The sequence below is a fragment of the Hufsiella arboris genome (assembly GCF_009834875.1).
GTDB lineage: Bacteria > Bacteroidota > Bacteroidia > Sphingobacteriales > Sphingobacteriaceae > Hufsiella_A > Hufsiella_A arboris.
Genome location: NZ_WVHT01000009.1, coordinates 139,409 through 156,701, shown reverse-complemented (window position 1 = coordinate 156,701; position 17,293 = coordinate 139,409). Strand labels below are relative to the sequence as shown.

Below are 17,293 nucleotides of genomic sequence, written 5' to 3'. Positions count from 1 at the left end.
CGTGAAAAGCTTTTTTGCCGCACAACCATTCATTTTAGTGGAATCGTTAACAAAAAACTTGGAGCAAAAAGCGGGGCTGCAGATGCCAACTGTGACGTCCGTTCGTTTTCAAATCAAAATTCATTGTCAACTAACCATTGGCACCATTACGATTCATTTTCTACTCGGGAAGTTTTCGGAAATGCCTCAGACCAGTCTTCGACTCTGCTCAGACTGACAGTTCCAGTCCTCACCAGCTAACTTATCAACACCCCTCAAAACTTCCACGGAAATTGTAAATTTACCTTCTTCATATTTAGGATAAGCTGATGCCGGATTTCTCTCATTTACACGTACATACACAATTTTCACTTCTTGATGGAGCTGCCGATATAAGCAAGCTTTATAAAAAGGCTGCGGCCGATGGCATGAAGGCGCTGGCAATTACCGATCATGGAAATATGTTTGGTGCGTTTAAGTTCGTAGCTGAGGCCGCAAAGCACGGTGTTAAACCTATTGTTGGTTGTGAGTTTTATGTTGTTGATGATCGGCATAAAAAACAGTTCACCAAGGAAAATCGCGATGTACGCTGTCACCAACTTTTCCTGGCAAAAAATCCGGAAGGCTACAAGAATCTGATCAAGCTTTGTTCGCTAGGCTACATGGAAGGCTTGTACAGCAAATGGCCGCGTATCGATAAGGAGCTTATTTTAAAATATCACAAGGGTCTGATCGCGACTACCTGCTGTATCGGGGCGTCTGTTCCGCAAGCGATCCTTAAAAAAGGCGAGGCTGAGGCCGAAGAGGAGTTCAAATGGTGGCTGGATATTTTCGGCGAAGATTATTATATCGAACTCCAGCGCCATGAGATCAACGAGCAAAATATTGTAAACGAGGTGCTGCTTCGCTTTGCAAAAAAATACAACGTAAAAGTAATCTGCTCAAACGATTCGCATTATGTGGATCAGCAGGACGCTAACGCTCATGACATTTTGTTATGCGTGAATACCGGCGATATGCAAAGCACGCCGATCGCTACGGATGAAGAAGGCGGGAAAGGTTATCGTTTCGGCTTCCCGAACGATCAGTTCTATTTCAAAACGCAACAGGAAATGGCGCATTTGTTTCACGACCTTCCGCATGCACTGGACAATACCGGTGAAATTGTGGACAAGGTAGAGACGTTGCAACTTAAACGCGACATCCTGCTTCCCAACTTCCCGATCCCGCCGGAGTTTAAAATACACGCCGACGATACGCTCAACCAATGGGAATATCTGAAGCACCTGACGATGACCGGCGCCAAAGAGCGTTATAAGGATATTTCCCCGGATGTTGAAGAACGTTTAAACTTCGAGCTGAATACGATCAGGATCATGGGGTTTGCCGGCTACTTTTTGATTGTGTCTGATTTCATTCGCGCCGGACGCGATATGGGAGTGTTCGTTGGTCCGGGGCGTGGTTCGGCGGCGGGTTCGGCGGTTGCTTATTGCATTGGCATCACCAACATCGACCCTATCAAATACAACCTGCTGTTTGAGCGTTTCCTGAACCCGGATCGTAAGTCGATGCCCGATATTGATACGGATTTTGATGACGCCGGACGCCAGAAGGTGATTGATTATGTGGTTGATAAGTATGGGAAAAACCAGGTCGCGCAAATCATTACCTACGGTTCAATGGCTGCGCGAACCAGTATCCAGGACGTGGCACGTGTGCTTGATGTACCACTGCCGGAAGTGGCGGCGCTGAAAAAGCTTGTTCCCGAAACATTGGGAATCACGCTTAAAGATGCGTTTGAGCAGGTAGCAGAATTAAAAGATATATTGAAAGGAACCGATGTCCGTGCGAAGGTTTTGCAGGAAGCCGGTAAGCTGGAAGGCTCTATCCGGAATACCGGTGTGCACGCTGCGGGTATTATTATCGCCCCTTATGATTTGACGGATATTTTGCCTGTTGCCACCTCGAAGGAATCGGATCTTTTGGTAACACAGTTTGACGGGCGTGTAGTTGAAGACGCCGGCGTAATCAAGATGGACTTTTTAGGCCTGCGTACGCTGACTATTATCAAAGATGCCCTGCGCCTGATCAAGGAAAATCATCATGTAGAAATTGATATAGATTACATTCCGCTCGACGACCAAAAAACATTTGAGCTTTACCAACGGGGTGATACCAACGGAACATTCCAGTTTGAAAGTGACGGAATGCAGATGTATCTGCGGGAGCTGAAACCGGATAAATTCGAGGATCTCATCGCCATGAACGCGCTTTACCGCCCGGGTCCGATCGAGTATATTCCAAACTTTATATCGCGTAAGCATGGCCGCGAGCAGGTTGCGTATGACCTGGACGACATGGAGGAATACCTGTCGGATACGTACGGAATCACAGTTTACCAGGAACAGGTGATGCTTTTATCGCAGAAGCTTGCCAATTTTACAAAAGGTGATGCCGATGTATTGCGTAAGGCGATGGGTAAGAAGGACCGGAAAACGCTGGATAAGCTGAAACCGCAATTCATTGAAAACGCTAAACTCAAGGGCCACGACGAAAAGAAGCTGGAGAAAATTTGGACCGACTGGGAAGCTTTTGCATCGTATGCATTTAACAAATCTCACTCAACCTGCTACGCGTTTGTAGCCTATCAAACAGCTTATCTAAAGGCGCATTACCCATCTGAATATATGGCCGCGGTTTTAAATAACCAGGGTAACATTGAAAAGATTTCATTCTTTATGGAGGAAGCCAGACAGATGGGGATAGCGGTTTTGGGGCCGGATATCAACGAATCGAACTTGAGTTTTGCGGTTAACAAGAAAGGCGAAATCCGTTTTGGAATGGCCGGCATTAAAGGAGTTGGAGAAAAAGCCGTTGAGAGTATTATTGATGAACGCGAGGCGAACGGTCCTTATAATAGCATCGCGAATTTTGCCAAACGCACCAATTCGCGTACGGTAAGTAAAAAGGTTTATGAAAACCTCGTCTTCAGCGGAGCTTTTGATTGTTTCGGCTTTAATCGGGCGCAGTTTTTTTGTAAGCCGGAAGGGCAGATGCTCAATGGCATCGAGCGCCTGATCAAATACACCAACGATTATCAGAACAGCTTGAATTCTTCGCAGGCATCCTTGTTCGGCGGAACGAGCGACGCACATATTCCCGAACCTCAGTTACCAGAGCAGCAGGAGTGGGGCCTGATCGAAAAGCTCAAGTATGAAAAGGATATGATCGGTATTTACCTGACCGGTCATCCGCTCGATAATTACAAGTTCGAGATGGATAATTTCTGTTCACACCAGGTAAAGCATCTGAAACTGATCAATAAGTTCAAGAACGGCGAACTTCAGCCGGATGACCAGGAAGAATTCAACAAACTTAAAAACCGCGAACTGGTGCTTGGAGGCTTGGTTTCGGCTGCGGCTCATCGTACAACGAAAACGGGAAAGCCGTTCGGTTCGTTTATGTTTGAGGATTATAATGAATCATTTGAAATAGTGTTATTCGGCGACGATTACGTGAAGTTAAAATCCTTCTTTACCGACGGTTATTTCCTGCAGATCAGGGGAACAGTCTCGGAGCGCTTCAGGCAAAAAGATAACTGGGAGTTCAAGGTTAACCAAATTACTTTGCTGTCTGATCTCCGCGACAAAATGGCGAAGTGCCTTACTATTCAACTTCCCTTGCATGAGCTTTCAACAAGCTTTATCACAAAGATGGATGAGATCGTGAAATCAAATGCCGAGCAGAATCCCGTAAGGAATTGCCAGTTGAAATTTTCTGTGCTGGACTATGAGAGTGAAACGATGTTAGAGATGCCCGCTAAATCACTTAAAATCAATCCAAGCAATGAATTTTTAGAAGATCTTGCGAAGTTGTCTATTGTAAAATATAAGTTAAACTAGTTTTTTAGATTGCTGCTTTTCATATAATTGAGCCAAAATTAATTATATGAAGAAAATCTATCTTACTTTTTTAATTGCAGCATTTGGTATTGCTGCACACGCACAGTCAAAGGGTGATAATCTATTAGGCTTAGGTTTCGGTACCACGACAAGCAAGACGGAAGATTTCCAGTCAGGTATGACTTCGAAAGCTACGACTTATTCAGCGGCGCTGAATTACGGCTATTTCTTTAAAGACAATCAGAAATTGTTTGCTTTGCTTTTGTATAACAGGGCGAAATCTGACCTCGATGACTTAGCGAATAATTACTATAATATCGGTGTGGGATATGGACGATATTTTCCTTTGTTGAAAAAGTTTTATGCCCAGGTGCTGCCGTCAATAAATTATGGCTTTACCGATAATGATGATGTAAATGGAATAAGTTCAAAAACGACCATGGTTCAGGCAAATATTGCAGGAGGTGTTACCTGGTTTCCTTTTAAACATTTTGGTTTTGAACTAAATGTTTTATCAGTTGGTTTTGGTTATACGAAGAGCACTGGTGAACAGAATAATAATGGTGCAGTTTATAAAACTACACAATCGAGTTTTAATATTACTAACCAGGGTAATCTGAACAACCAGACATTTATTGCTTACCTGAAATTTTAGATAGCAGATAATCGAATGTCTTAGGGGTGTCCGATCGTATTTTTGCTACCGTAACAGGTTTATAAAATGAAAGAGAAGGCTTCGACTCCGGTCAGCCTGACATCGTCAGTAGTTGTTTTGAGTGGAGTCGAAGGAAGGCCAAATAAACTGACGGATGACTTTAAGTCATCCGTCAGTCTAATACTTCCCATATTTGTAAGTCAGTCCAACTCCCAGCGTTTCCTTTATCTGTACTTTCTTAACCTGGTTTTCATCATAAAAAGCATCGAACGTGATTTGGGTAGAGATAAACTTATTTACCTTCAGGTCGAGAATAGCTGAATATGACAGCACCATGTTTTGGGGCTTTTCAAGATAATTGGAATAAATTCCGGCACGGTTATCAAAGGTGACATTGTCCATTAGTTTCGCTTTGTACCGGGCACCGAGAAAAAGTCCGAACTGGTAAACAAAATGATCAAAGGGATCGGCGCCATAAGCTTCTTTGGGAATGCCGTCACGGTCTGGGTCAAATACATTATCATCAGTAATAAACGTCATCCTGGATGTTAGGGGATGGATATTCAACTGAAAGTTGTCGTTAGGAATGTAATCGAAACCAAGTCCGATGGCAAGATAACCGGGGGCCATAAAATTGGAAATATAATTCAGGTTATCATTTGTGTAATCGTAGCCTTTAGTAAATTGTGTTTTAAAATTCATTCCCACGGCGGCATACCAGTTGCTTCCTATTTCGTAGCCGTATTTGGAGGTAATGTCGATCAGGTCTTCGACTTTTTTGCTGCGGTCGCCTTCTTCCGAACGTAGGCCGTAAGCCAATATGAAACGGTTATCCCATATATTTCTGCCGCGCTTCAGGTTAAACTCCTGGTCGGCGCGGCCGGCAAGAGCAATCGAATTTATTCCCCCGGAAATCCAGTTAGAAAAAGCCGCCTGGTTTAAAAGCAGCGTGTTGTTGCCGCGAACGGTCCAGCCCTCCTGTTTCTTTGTAGTGTCACGTTCCTTTAAAAATCGTTTGCTTTCTGTGTTTACTTTTCCATCCTGGATCTCCTGTGAAAAGGCTTTGAGAGCAAAAACAGATAAAATAATAAGCAGGTACTTTTTCATACTAGTGGTTTTTGCGCAACTTAAAAATCACCACTAAAAAAAATTGGATACTGAGCGGGCTAATTGGTTTTATATTATAAAATGAAACCAATTAAATTGAAAAAATAACTTCCGGCAATACATTTAGAAAGGGCAGCGGTTAAAAAAATGTCATAATGTCAAGCTTTTATTGTGGCAGGATTATTGAGTTAGTACATTTGATTAATAACATTGTAATTTAATTCAAAACACATATGGCATTAGAAATAACAGATGCAAACTTTGAGGAAGTTGTGCTCAAATCAGAAAAACCGGTACTTGTGGATTTTTGGGCTGAATGGTGTGGTCCGTGTCGCATGGTTGGCCCGGTAGTGGAAGAGCTTTCAAAAGAATATGACGGACAGGCGGTGATTGGAAAAGTTAATGTTGATCACAATCCTAATATTTCCATGAAATTTGGTATACGTAATATTCCTGCGTTATTGTTTTTCAAAAATGGTGAAATTGTAGATAAACAAATCGGAGCAGTTCCAAAATCGGTGTTAGCGGATAAATTAAGCAAGCAATTAGCTTAATAGTAACCGCCAGGATATAAATAGAGAGTCCGCCCGGAAACGGTGCGGACTCTCTTGTTTTACGGCAAGTCTATGGAGTTGCCGCTGAGAGCGCCGGCAGGGCAATTTGCCAGTTATTGATGCTTACGCCTTTGTTGACTCCGCGTTTAGCACTATCGAGGCCAAAATAGTACATCGGCCAGCCTTTAAACGTTAGCTGCTTTTTCCCGAAAACATCGATTACTCCAAACGATGCCGCGTCCAGAGTTGAAGGTACTTTCATGGGTTCGCTTTCATAAATGGGCCAGATCGCATTATTGCTGAAATCAGAACGGGTGAAGTTGTTCTTATTTATTTTATCGGGGTTAAATGCATACAAAGTTCGTCCCATGGCATCAGTTAAATAAATCGTAGCACCGGTTCCTTTAACAAGCTGACCTGTGTAATTCTGATTGTCTGCGCCCACAAGTTGGGCCCTCGAAACCATGATATTGTAATCGGGCTTAGCAACAAACCATACGTCATTTACCTTGTCCCCCTTAATATCACCGTCGTAAATATCGTCCTGGTAATAATAAAGAGGCCAGCCTTTATAAGCGGTTTGGCTGCTGCCGTCAGGTCTCGTAATCGTGCTGAAGTCCGCGCTGTTCAATCCGTCAGCGGTAATTGCTCCGTTGGTATAGAATTTCGGCCACACTACCAGGCACTGGCCGGAACAAACCGAATTTCCGGCAACGTCTGGCGAGAAAAAATAAAGTGAGCGGCCGGCACTATCTGTTAATATATTCCCAAAATCATTTGTTGATCGTAATAGAACACCGCGCTTTATTGGCGGATTATTATCGTCGTCGTTTCCTGAATTGTTTTTTTTGCATGCCAGGAGTGCTCCTGATAATCCTATCACAAGCACTAAGCAGTTTTTTAAATAAGTTTTCATGAGAATTAGAATTGCAGATTTAATTAGTGTTTTAATGAACTACGGCGCCATTTCCGGATAGGTTGCCTGTGTCGGTCTGCGCATCGTTAAATATTTTAAATTGGGTAGGCAGCACTGCCGGCAATAATTTATATTTACTTTTTATGAAGCAGGCGGATTTAAGTTCTATCCAGGAATTACAAAATTTTGGCAATCTTGAAATGCTTGCTCAGCAGGTTGTGGAGGGTTTTATAACCGGTTTGCATAAAAGCCCTTTTCATGGATTTTCTGTTGAGTTTGCAGAACACAGGCTTTATAATAACGGGGATGCGATAAAGAACATCGACTGGAAGCTGTTTGGCCGCACGGATAAACTCTTTATTAAACGCTTCGAAGAGGAAACCAATCTTCGTTGTCAGCTGGTTGTTGACACGTCCTCGTCAATGTATTATCCCGAAAAGGAGTTCAATAAACTGGCATTTTCAGTTTACAGCGCAGCGTCGATTATTTACCTGCTTAAAAAACAACGCGACGCCTTTGGCTTAAGCTTATTTTCCGAAAGTGTGGAGTTGGCAACGCCTGCAAGATCGACATCTGTACATCAGAAATATGTTTTTACAGAATTGGAGAAATTGCTTCATAACCCCACACGAAATGTAAAAACCGCGGTAAGTGAAGCATTACATCAGATTGCCGAGCAGGTGCATAAACGTTCTATGGTAATAATTTTCAGCGATATGTTTGACACCGTATCCGACTCGCATGAAATAGCCGAACTGTTTGCTGCCCTCCAACATCTTAAATACAATAAGCATGAAGTGCTGGTATTCAATGTTACCGATCATCAGCATGAGCTAAACTTTAATTTTCCCGATGTGCCGCATCATTTTATTGATATGGAAACTGGCGACGAAATTAAATTAAATCCTTCCCAGGCGCGTGATCAGTATCTGCAGGTTTCAGATCATTTTAAAAAACAGCTCGAGTTGAAATGCGCGCAATATAAAATCGACATGATCGATGCCGATATCAATGCAGGTTTCTATCCTGTTTTACAAACCTACCTGGTAAAACGCGCGAGAATGGCGTAAGGGTTAACGGGATACAGAATCTCAGTTACCGGGTAACAGGTATAGCAACCAGCTTAAGTGCTTTAAGTTTTTTATGTTTAAAAAAAAGCCGCCCAAAGATCCTTCTTTGAACGGCCAGATTAGGGTAACCGGAAAAAAACTAAACTAAACTATGATTGGATTCTTAACTAACTTTCTTTGTTTGCGTTTTGCCGACTTTCTTAACAGTGTTTACTTTCTTAACCGTATCAGTTTTTACTGCAGGTTTTGATGTTTTCGATGGAATTGCCTGGGCAAAAACTCCGGCGCTGAATCCGGCAAACGCAAGTAATAAAATCGATTTCTTCATCCTGTTGCGATTATCTTATTCAAAGGTGCAAATGGAATATGAAGATTTTGTGAAGAAATATTCAGAGGAATTATTTCCTGAAATCAATCGCGATAGTAGTTCCCTTTTCAGGTTCTGAATGCATGGAAATTTCCATATAATGGAATGAGGCGATGCTTTTAACTATTGCCAGACCTAAACCATGGCTGTCTTTACGGTCACTGAACTTTTCGAACCGGGTAAATGCTTTTTCAATTTGCTGCTCATTCATACCAACGCCTTCATCACTTATAAAAATTTGGTAACCCGTTTTTGGATAAGCATCGCTGATGATGATCTTCCCGCTTTCCTTATTGTATTTAACGGCGTTATTAAGGAGGTTCATAAATAAGGTGTGCAGAAGCGCCTGGTTTCCTGTAAAATAATAATCAGTAGTCAGGTTGTTTTCGAATGTTATATGCCGAGCGTCGAGCCGGTCTTCCAGTTCCTCCATCACCTCCGCAATTAAGGTCTTTATCTGGATGTTGTCCGACTTGTTAAATTGCTGATTCTCGACTTTTGAAATAAGAAGCAGGCTGTTAATTACTGCCTTTAGTCGCGTAAGTGTTTTAAGTGACGCCGATATTTTATTAAGGCTTTCAACCGAAATGTTATCGTCATTCAGCATGTTTTCGAGCCTGTTCCGCAAAACAGAAATCGGGGTAAGCAATTCATGAGATACGTTACTTATAAATTGCTTTTCCGTAAGAAGCTGATCGGACACTTTTTTCATCAGGCCGCTGATGCTGCTGTCAAGCAGTAAAAAGTCGTCTGTGGTGGTATCTGCCTTTTCGTAATTAAAATGTATAGGATCGTTAACCCTGTTAAGTTTTTCATCTACGATTTTATAAAAAGGCCTTAGCAGGAAACGGGTAAAGGCAAGATCACTTACTAATGTTAAACTAACGGTAATCAGCAGGATGAGTAAAGTGAAATAAAGAGTGTTTTTTTCGATCCGTTTCACAGCCTCCATACTTTCGCCTATTTCCAGGCGGTACTTTTTACCGCCGTATTGAAAATAATCCCACAAAATAAGGTAAGTGCCTGTCTCTTTTTCGATAGACCGCTGTTCTTCTACAAATTGCGGAGGGATACTATCTGTAACGTTTACTAAAGTCAGAACGATATATTCTTCTTTCAGAATGTTATAATCGGTAAACGATTTCTCCTGCTGAAGAAGCTCATTTATTTCAGTAACCGACAAATTAGATACAAACTTGTCGCGCTTATCCACCATCCGCTGTTTAAGCGAGTTGACTGAAATGTTCTCTACGAACGAAATAATAAGTGTACCCAGTATCGCGATGATCGCAATTTTGGTGAAAGTGTTGTAGAAAGCAAGTTTATGCTGTAGTTTCAAAGCTCATGCTTAAATGTTAATCCGGTAACCAACACTTCTTACTGTTTCGAACCAATCGATCGGGGCCATTTGCGAAAGCTTTTTCCGGAGGTTCTTCACATGCACATCCACAAAGTTTGAATCGGAATTTACCTCGAGTATATCTCCCCAAACATGTTCTGTCAGATTGACTCGGGGAATCACTCGATTTTTGTTTAAAACCAGGTAGTTAAATATTTCGTATTCCTTTTTAGTGAGGTTAAGGCGTTCATCGCCGTAACAAACCGTTCTGTTTTGAATGTTTAATGTAAAATCATGAACCTTAAATTCATTTTTTTCTACTTTATGCTTGCGGCGGATAATGGCATGCATACGTGCCAGAAGTTCAGTGAGTGCAAAAGGTTTCGCAAGATAGTCATCCGCGCCTTCTTCAAGGCCTTTAATACGGTCGTCCAGAGAGCCGCGCGCTGTCAATACAATTACAGAATCGTCACGCCCGGGGATATCTTTCAGGTATTTCAACAAGTCGAAGCCATCACCGTCAGGTAATCCAAGGTCAAGAAGAATGAAGTCGTACGAGTTAACGAAAATCTTTTCCTCCGCAGACTTTTTTCTGCGTGCCAGTTCAATGATAAAGCCTTCTTTTTGCAAAAATTCGGCTATTTCCATTGCCAGGCTGTTCTCATCTTCAATAATCAGGACATTCATAATCAATAAAAGAAAAAAACATTAAAACGATATGTTCCAAAAATAGTTAACAAGGAAACACTTAGTAGAACTAATTTTGCAATGATGCACAAGTTAGCTACAATTGTACGTTTGATTCAAGTTATATAATTGCCCAGTATTTATGAGATTACCGATAGAACGAAAACATGTTAAGGTTTATCCCGATTCAAAACGTGTTATCGCACGCTTTTTTTTTAACGGAGAGGAGAGAGCCAAAGAAGTAATTGAGCGGGTAATGAGTCTATCTGAAGAAGAGGTATTCAGTATTATTTCGCCTCTTTTACAGGAATATTCAAAAAGGCACCGCAATATTACAAAGGTTTTGCACAGGCATTGTAATAAGCTGAAAGGCCTTTTCAGTGATCTTGGTTTTGATTTTCATGACATTCAACCTTATCGCCAGCTTTTAATAGGTGCATATTTTACGCACGAATATTCGATTGAATCGGCGGCGTTTTTTAACCCATCAATTATTGAAGATCCGGATCAGTCAGAACTTGAGGATGGTGAAAAACGACTGATCATCAGTTATCGTGCGGTCGGAGAAGGTCACATTTCGTCAATTGCCTTTCGCCGGGCTATGATCGACAAGAATAATAACATTACCGTAATTCCTGCAGGAAGTTATATCGATGAAGCCGATGTCGTGCGTAATGCAAAGTATCAAAAGAAGTTATTTTTTGATAAAGCTGTTACCTCAATGATCGATGTAAATGTGCTGCGCGAGCTTGAAGGAAAACTCGACGACCATTTTGAGTATTCTACGCTTCGGAAAATCATTATCGATTCGCAGCGTATCCAGCCTGATCAGTTTAAAAAAATGGAATATGAGAAAGTTTTATGGCTCTCTGATTCCTACTACGAGATTGTTTTCTCTATGGATACTGATATTTCAGACCGTGTCATTTTCCCGATTTCTGAATTTGAGCGCAAAGGGATTGAAGACGCACGGTTTGTCAAGTTTACGGAGGATGACGGGCGGATTGTTTATTACGCGACGTACACCGCTTACGACGGCAGCCTGATTATGCCTAAGCTATTGCAAACGACTGATTTCTATGATTTCAAGATCAGGCCACTTTTCGGTGCTGGCGCACAAAACAAAAATCTTGCGCTGTTTCCAAGAAAAATAAACGGGCAGTACGCCATGATTTCGCGCATAGACGGATGCAATAACTACATCATGTACTCGAACAATATAAACGTTTGGGAAAACCCGATTAAATTGCAGGAACCCAGGTTTACCTGGGAATTTGTGCAGATCGGAAATTGCGGTTCGCCAATTGAAACCGAACATGGCTGGCTAATGATTACCCACGGTGTTGGTCCGATGAGAAGGTATTGCCTTGGTGTGAGTTTGCTAAAACTGGATGATCCATCCATTGAAATTGGGCGCCTTTCAGAACCTCTTCTGGTGCCGAATAATGACGAGCGGGAAGGTTACGTACCAAACGTAGTCTATTCATGCGGTTCAATTATCAATGATGGGCAGTTGGTTATTCCTTATGGATTGTCGGACTATTCATCATCATTCGCCACGGTAGATCTTAACGCGTTATTAGACCGGCTTACCACTACCGACAAAACTAAAATACAGGCGGCGGAGCTTAAAAAAGTTGAGGTGGTATAAAACCTCTATTTCGTTTGTTTGTTGAATTTTAAGTCACACTGCAAGTAGGAATAGCCCTGATAGAAGGGGTTAAACACTTGTTGTGATAATTTTACCCTTGTTGACTCCACGCAGACAGCAAGGGTTTTATTTTTAAGAAAGGATTTGTTTGTAAACCTTAATATAATCAGCTACCATTCGTTCTTTAGAGAACTGTGAGGCCGCCCATTTCCTGCAGTCCTGGCGGTCTATATTATGTAATTCGCTGGCTGCTTCAACAGCTTCATTAATGGTGTTGACCAAGAATCCTGTTTCTTTGTGCTTAATTAATTCAGGCATCGAACCTTTGTTAAAAGCTATAACCGGCGTTCCGCATAGCATCGATTCTGCCACACTCATTCCGAATGGTTCAGCGAAATTTATCGGATGAAGTAATGCCGTGGCTTTGCCAAGTAATTCATTCCGTTTGTCTGGTCCGGCATGGCCAATAAATTGTATGTCATCATTTAAAAAGGGCTTTATTCTTTCTTCAAAATATCGCTCGTCCTGGATAATGCCTGCCATGATTAACCTTTTCCTGGCTTGTTTTGCAATCTTTATCGCTTCTGCCGCACCCTTGTCATGGTGTAACCTTCCGAAAAAAAGCAGGTAATCGTCCGGTTGCTCAGTAAACTGAAATTCATCCACATTTAAGCCATTATAAACCGTCGCGACGTATTTCAGATCTTCATTTCTGTCTGCATTACTGATCGATACGTAATGAGACGTATCATTATATTTTTTATAGACGGGAACAATTTTTTGTGAAGAAAAACCGTGTATGGTTGTGACCATCGGTGTTTTAATGAGCTTCGAGTAAGTAAGCGGCAGAAAGTCGAAGTTGTTATGAATAAGATCAAATTCAGACGATCTTTCCATCAAATGACTGATATGTAAGCATTCGCAAACCTTCGCGTCTTGCTGCCGGTCTTCCTCATAACCTCTTTCAATTACAGCAGCTAGTTTTCCAGAAGTAAGGGAATCACCGGTGGCAAATAATGTAACCTCAAGGCCAGCGCTGACAAGGCCTTCGGTAATGTTTGAAGCAATCTGCTCCCAGGGGCCATAATGTTTTGGAGGCGTTTGCCAGGCAACAGGCGATAATACAGCGATTTTCATGAGAAGGCAGCGATGTAGATGTGATATGAATGAACATGGCCCCTGAAAGGAGCCATGTTTTATTTTAAATAGATTGTTTGAATATAACCGGCTCGACCTGTTTGACCGTGTCGTATTCATATTCATGTTGAAATGCATTCAGCACAACCAGGTGTGAGATCATATACGCAAGCGTACTTTCAGCTCCCTGGTTCCGGTTAATACCGGTTGGTTGTAAACCGTCGCAGCAGCCCTTGGTTTCGTGGTCATATAGCGGAACACGGAGGGTATTTTCGCCGAGGAACCACATGTAACTGGTAAACATTTTACGGACAAATTCCGTTTTTTGGGTAGCGTGGTAAGCTTGGCGGTACATCAAAACCATTGCCATCGTTTCGATAGCCTGCTGATCAAAAATCGGCATTTCTGTATCTCCCTTATTGAACCAACCTTCGTTTCCTACGGGGCTTAAATAACCGCTGCTCATAGTCAAATTGTCCAGAAATTTCAAGGATTCAATAGCTACGTTTCGCACGCGTTCATCGCCGGTTATTTCGCATGAATGGAAAAGCGCAAGTGGAAATATTCCATTGTCGTAGGACATTTTATCTTCAAACCATTTCCAGTCACTGGTTTTATTTTTTTCGTAGGCGTCCATAACAGTATTTGTCATGGAAACCAGTTCGTTCAGCATGCCTTCATCGGAGGGGTGAACTTTAAGATAATAAGAGACGCCGATAATAGTGTTAATTATCCCATGAAGATGATGCATCGTCTTAAAATGAGGAACCGACCGCTGAAATAGCTCACGTGCAAATTCGCGGTAAGAATTGTTTGGTGCGCAATTTATCAGGTAACCCAGCGACCAAACTGTGCGTCCGAATGAATCTTCAGATCCAATTTCATCGAGATAGTTTCTGTTAAAACTCAAGAAGTTTCTGAAATTGCCGTCCTCGCGCTGCATGTAGTGAATATAGCTAAGGTAAATCGGCAGCAGATCGAGAGCTTCTTTGCTTTTATTTTGCTGATACGCCATTAGAGCCATAATAAGGGCACGCGCGTTATCGTCTAAGCAATAGCCTTCTTTAAGATTTGGAATACCAAATTTGGCATGTTGTACAATTCCTGTATCATCAGTTAAGCGTTTAATATGCGCCAAACTGAACTTTGGAAGAACCTCCGGATCAACGATCGTCTGAAGTATTTTCTCGGCAAAACCTTGTTTTTGTATAGCCTGCTCAAGTGTTGCCAGGTACGTGGCGCCAATCCTTGGCCAGCGAAGTTTCAGGCCGTATTGATAAGCATTGTTTTTGAGTTTATTCAGTTTGCTAGGGCTTTCAAGAAGCTCATTAACAATGTCTGCAAGCGACTCTGAGTCTTTGAAATTAAACAACCTTCCCCTGTTATCATCAAGCAATTCCTGGGCGTGCCAGTAAGGCGTTGAAACCACCGCGGCGCCGGCGCCAACTGCATATGACAGAGTACCACTCGTTATCTGCGCTTCATTGAGATATGGAGTAATGTAAATGTCGACGGCTGTAAGGTAGTTGAAAAGTTCATCTTCGCTAACAAACTTATTGATGAACATCAGGTTCTTTTCAACGTTCAATTGTGCTGCCAGGCGCTTAAGATTTTCACGGTATTCCTCACCGGAATTTTTTAATACGCCGGGATGTGTGTTTCCTAAAATTACATATACGACATCGGGATGCTGTTCAACGATTTTTGGCAGAGCTTTCACAACTGTTTCAAGTCCCTTGCCTCTGCTGATAAGCCCAAAGGTGAACAGCACACGTTTGTTTCTAAACGGAACGATCTTTTTAATAGGGTTCTCGATTGGCGCCTCAAGATCTGGCACCCCATGTTCTATTAATTGAATTTTATCTGCCGGGATTTCGTAGATCTCTTTCAGAAACTTTATCGCTTTACGGCTCATCACAACAACTTTTGATGATTGGTTAGCGATTTCCCTGATGATAATTTTCTGAATAAAAGAAGGCTCTCTGAGTACTGTATGAAGGATGGATATAAGGGGTTTATTAAGCCGGTTTAATAAAGGAAGAACGTAGATTCCGCTTTCTCCACCATATATACCGAACTCGTGCTCCATAATACAGGCATCAGCTGTACTAGTATTAATGTAATTGGCGGCACGGATATAATCTTTTTGATTATCCTGCCTGATTATGTATTTAACTTCCTCGGGGTATTCATATTCATCGATATTCTCTGAGTCATTTAATGCAACCACAAAGCCGGTATCACTGATGCTTTTGTTTTTAAAGTTTGCTCTGATCGCATTTACAAGGTTATTGTTGAATGTGGCGATACCGCACTCTCTCGGAGGATATGTTGATATATATGCTATTCTCATGTTGCTTTGAACTTTAATGCTGAATAAACAGCATTTTGATAAAATTGTTCTTAATCGTATTATATATTGCTTAAATGAAATTTTATAAGCTCAGGAGATAAAATATTGTAAATTTATTAAATAGCTTGATTGCATATTCTAAATCAAAAACTTCTCTTTTCCGTTTTATCTTTTAAAACTGCTTTATGGATAAATCACAAATAATTCAGCAAGCTTATTTAGTTAGTGAAATTCTTGAAGAGGATGAAAATTTTCCGAATAATAAGTCTATGCCATTATTAGTATACAAAGGAGCATTGTTCCTTCACCCGGACGATAACGACGACACGGTTAAACAAATTTTTGCTGAGAATAACTGGACAAACGCATGGACTGACGGTATTTACGATTATCATCACTACCATAGTATAACGCACGAAGTATTAGGAGTTGTTTGCGGCACTGCTGATGTTCAGTTTGGTGGTCCCAATGGCAAATGTATTGTGCTAACAAGAGGAGATGTGGTAATAATTCCGGCGGGAGTTGCTCATAAAAAGCTAAGTGGCACCGATGATTTTAGTTGTGTCGGCGCTTATCCGCATGGCGCGCAATACGATATGAATTATGGCAATGATGCAGAACGGCCCCAGGCAGATGAAAATATCAGTAAGGTTCATACACCTGAATTAGATCCGGTTTATGGCAACGAGGGCCATTTAAAAGAATGCTGGAATTAATACCCGCCGTTTTTGAATTAAACAAAAAATTCAATCTTTGTAGCGACTAAACAAAAACAAATGGCAAAGTTATTAGAAGGAAAAACAGCATTGGTTACCGGTGCGTCTAAAGGAATCGGTCGCAAAATAGCCGAAAAATTTGCACAGGAAGGCGCTAATGTTGCATTTACATATCTTTCTTCCGTAGAAAAGGGGCAGGCTCTTGAAGAAGAGCTGATGCAAGCCGGAACCAAGGTAAAAGGTTACCGGTCAGACGCATCGAAATTTGATGAAGCTGAAAAACTAATAAACGATATAGTAAGCGATTTCGGAACACTTGATATCGTTGTCAATAACGCAGGTATCACAAAAGACGGATTGCTTATGCGCATGACCGAAGAGAACTGGGATGACGTGATCAATGTAAACCTGAAATCAATTTTCAACGTTACAAAAGCGGCCTCAAAAATAATGATGAAGAATCGTAAAGGTTCATTCATTAATATGAGCTCGGTTGTCGGGGTGCAGGGAAATGCCGGCCAGGCGAATTATGCTGCGTCAAAAGCAGGTATTATCGGCTTTTCAAAATCAGTTGCCAAGGAGCTGGGCTCACGTAATATCCGTTCTAATGTTGTTGCTCCCGGATTTATCCGTACCGAAATGACTGAGGTACTGGATCAGAAAGTGGTGGAAGAATGGGAAAAAAATATTCCCTTAAAACGTGCGGGAGAAACAGAGGATGTTGCCAACGTTTGTGTTTTCCTTGCTTCAGATATGAGTGCTTACGTTACCGGACAAGTAATTCCTGTCGACGGCGGAATGTTGTAGTAACCTGTATTCGTCTTTTAAGGCAGATCAAAATGGAATGAGACAAGTTCTAT

At 41.7% G+C, this 17,293-nt stretch carries 15 protein-coding genes; 8 read left to right on the top strand and 7 right to left on the bottom strand.

Features of this window, described 5'->3' with window-relative positions; translation table 11 throughout:
• From GS399_RS20865 to GS399_RS17395, 3 genes are all read left to right on the top strand, one after another.
• Positions 1-217, top strand: a 217-nt coding sequence (locus GS399_RS20865) for a hypothetical protein (RefSeq protein WP_237487984.1), incomplete at its 5' end; no start/stop codon positions are given.
• A 91-nt stretch (positions 218-308) separates the two neighbouring features.
• Positions 309-3,881, top strand: a complete 3,573-nt coding sequence (dnaE, locus tag GS399_RS17400) for a DNA polymerase III subunit alpha (protein ID WP_160845929.1) — start codon at positions 309-311, stop codon at positions 3,879-3,881.
• Positions 3,882-3,927: 46 nt separating this feature from the next.
• Positions 3,928-4,536 (top strand): hypothetical protein, encoded by a 609-nt coding sequence (locus GS399_RS17395; RefSeq protein WP_160845928.1) that lies wholly within the window; start codon positions 3,928-3,930, stop codon positions 4,534-4,536.
• Positions 4,537-4,713: 177 nt separating this feature from the next.
• Here GS399_RS17395 and GS399_RS17390 read toward each other — a convergent pair whose 3' ends face one another.
• Positions 4,714-5,643, bottom strand: a complete 930-nt coding sequence (locus GS399_RS17390) for a DUF3078 domain-containing protein (RefSeq protein ID WP_160845927.1) — start codon at positions 5,641-5,643, stop codon at positions 4,714-4,716.
• Between the two features lie 233 nt (positions 5,644-5,876).
• On the opposite strand from GS399_RS17390, the gene trxA reads away from it, so the two are divergent.
• The gene (gene trxA / locus GS399_RS17385) at positions 5,877-6,197 is read left to right on the top strand and encodes a thioredoxin (protein WP_160845926.1); all 321 of its coding nucleotides are present in this window, start codon (positions 5,877-5,879) and stop codon (positions 6,195-6,197) included.
• Between the two features lie 70 nt (positions 6,198-6,267).
• On the opposite strand, the gene GS399_RS17380 is transcribed toward trxA, so the two are convergent.
• The gene (locus GS399_RS17380) at positions 6,268-7,113 is read right to left on the bottom strand and encodes a hypothetical protein (RefSeq protein ID WP_160845925.1); all 846 of its coding nucleotides are present in this window, start codon (positions 7,111-7,113) and stop codon (positions 6,268-6,270) included.
• A gap of 143 nt (positions 7,114-7,256) precedes the next feature.
• Here GS399_RS17380 and GS399_RS17375 point away from each other — a divergent pair, with 143 nt between their 5' ends.
• Complete coding sequence (locus GS399_RS17375) at positions 7,257-8,183, top strand: DUF58 domain-containing protein (RefSeq protein WP_160845924.1); 927 nt, start codon at positions 7,257-7,259, stop codon at positions 8,181-8,183.
• Positions 8,184-8,346: 163 nt separating this feature from the next.
• Here GS399_RS17375 and GS399_RS17370 read toward each other — a convergent pair whose 3' ends face one another.
• The 3 genes from GS399_RS17370 to GS399_RS17360 all read right to left on the bottom strand — a co-directional run bounded on the left by GS399_RS17370 (position 8,347) and on the right by GS399_RS17360 (position 10,576).
• Positions 8,347-8,511: a hypothetical protein gene (locus GS399_RS17370; protein WP_160845923.1), complete on the bottom strand. Its 165-nt coding sequence runs from the start codon at positions 8,509-8,511 to the stop codon at positions 8,347-8,349.
• Between the two features lie 70 nt (positions 8,512-8,581).
• Complete coding sequence (locus GS399_RS17365) at positions 8,582-9,889, bottom strand: sensor histidine kinase (RefSeq protein WP_160845922.1); 1,308 nt, start codon at positions 9,887-9,889, stop codon at positions 8,582-8,584.
• Between the two features lie 9 nt (positions 9,890-9,898).
• Positions 9,899-10,576 (bottom strand): response regulator transcription factor, encoded by a 678-nt coding sequence (locus GS399_RS17360; RefSeq protein WP_160845921.1) that lies wholly within the window; start codon positions 10,574-10,576, stop codon positions 9,899-9,901.
• Between the two features lie 142 nt (positions 10,577-10,718).
• Between GS399_RS17360 and GS399_RS17355 the strand changes: the two genes are divergently transcribed.
• Complete coding sequence (locus tag GS399_RS17355) at positions 10,719-12,227, top strand: glycoside hydrolase family 130 protein (RefSeq protein ID WP_160845920.1); 1,509 nt, start codon at positions 10,719-10,721, stop codon at positions 12,225-12,227.
• Positions 12,228-12,359: 132 nt separating this feature from the next.
• Here the strand turns inward: GS399_RS17355 and GS399_RS17350 are convergent, their stop codons facing one another.
• Together GS399_RS17350 and GS399_RS17345 are read right to left on the bottom strand one after the other, a co-directional pair.
• The gene (locus tag GS399_RS17350; protein ID WP_160845919.1) at positions 12,360-13,364 is read right to left on the bottom strand and encodes a glycosyltransferase family 4 protein; all 1,005 of its coding nucleotides are present in this window, start codon (positions 13,362-13,364) and stop codon (positions 12,360-12,362) included.
• 64 nt (positions 13,365-13,428) lie between these two features.
• Positions 13,429-15,717, bottom strand: a complete 2,289-nt coding sequence (locus tag GS399_RS17345) for a glycosyltransferase family 4 protein (RefSeq protein ID WP_160845918.1) — start codon at positions 15,715-15,717, stop codon at positions 13,429-13,431.
• 185 nt (positions 15,718-15,902) lie between these two features.
• Here GS399_RS17345 and GS399_RS17340 point away from each other — a divergent pair, with 185 nt between their 5' ends.
• A complete protein-coding gene (locus GS399_RS17340) occupies positions 15,903-16,433 on the top strand; it encodes a cupin domain-containing protein (protein ID WP_160845917.1) in 531 nt (176 codons plus the stop codon).
• A gap of 60 nt (positions 16,434-16,493) precedes the next feature.
• Positions 16,494-17,240, top strand: a complete 747-nt coding sequence (gene fabG, locus GS399_RS17335) for a 3-oxoacyl-[acyl-carrier-protein] reductase (protein WP_160845916.1) — start codon at positions 16,494-16,496, stop codon at positions 17,238-17,240.
• Positions 17,241-17,293 lie beyond the last annotated feature (53 nt).

What these genes read in the sequence shown, in the direction of transcription:
- dnaE (WP_160845929.1), top strand. Translation starts at nt 309, where the DNA reads ATGCCGGATTTCTCTCATTTACACGTACATACACAATTTTCACTTCTT.
- GS399_RS17395 (WP_160845928.1), top strand. Translation starts at nt 3,928, where the DNA reads ATGAAGAAAATCTATCTTACTTTTTTAATTGCAGCATTTGGTATTGCT.
- GS399_RS17390 (WP_160845927.1), bottom strand. Translation starts at nt 5,643, where the DNA reads ATGAAAAAGTACCTGCTTATTATTTTATCTGTTTTTGCTCTCAAAGCC.
- trxA (WP_160845926.1), top strand. Translation starts at nt 5,877, where the DNA reads ATGGCATTAGAAATAACAGATGCAAACTTTGAGGAAGTTGTGCTCAAA.
- GS399_RS17380 (WP_160845925.1), bottom strand. Translation starts at nt 7,113, where the DNA reads ATGAAAACTTATTTAAAAAACTGCTTAGTGCTTGTGATAGGATTATCA.
- GS399_RS17375 (WP_160845924.1), top strand. Translation starts at nt 7,257, where the DNA reads ATGAAGCAGGCGGATTTAAGTTCTATCCAGGAATTACAAAATTTTGGC.
- GS399_RS17370 (WP_160845923.1), bottom strand. Translation starts at nt 8,511, where the DNA reads ATGAAGAAATCGATTTTATTACTTGCGTTTGCCGGATTCAGCGCCGGA.
- GS399_RS17360 (WP_160845921.1), bottom strand. Translation starts at nt 10,576, where the DNA reads ATGAATGTCCTGATTATTGAAGATGAGAACAGCCTGGCAATGGAAATA.
- GS399_RS17355 (WP_160845920.1), top strand. Translation starts at nt 10,719, where the DNA reads ATGAGATTACCGATAGAACGAAAACATGTTAAGGTTTATCCCGATTCA.
- GS399_RS17350 (WP_160845919.1), bottom strand. Translation starts at nt 13,364, where the DNA reads ATGAAAATCGCTGTATTATCGCCTGTTGCCTGGCAAACGCCTCCAAAA.
- GS399_RS17345 (WP_160845918.1), bottom strand. Translation starts at nt 15,717, where the DNA reads ATGAGAATAGCATATATATCAACATATCCTCCGAGAGAGTGCGGTATC.
- GS399_RS17340 (WP_160845917.1), top strand. Translation starts at nt 15,903, where the DNA reads ATGGATAAATCACAAATAATTCAGCAAGCTTATTTAGTTAGTGAAATT.
- fabG (WP_160845916.1), top strand. Translation starts at nt 16,494, where the DNA reads ATGGCAAAGTTATTAGAAGGAAAAACAGCATTGGTTACCGGTGCGTCT.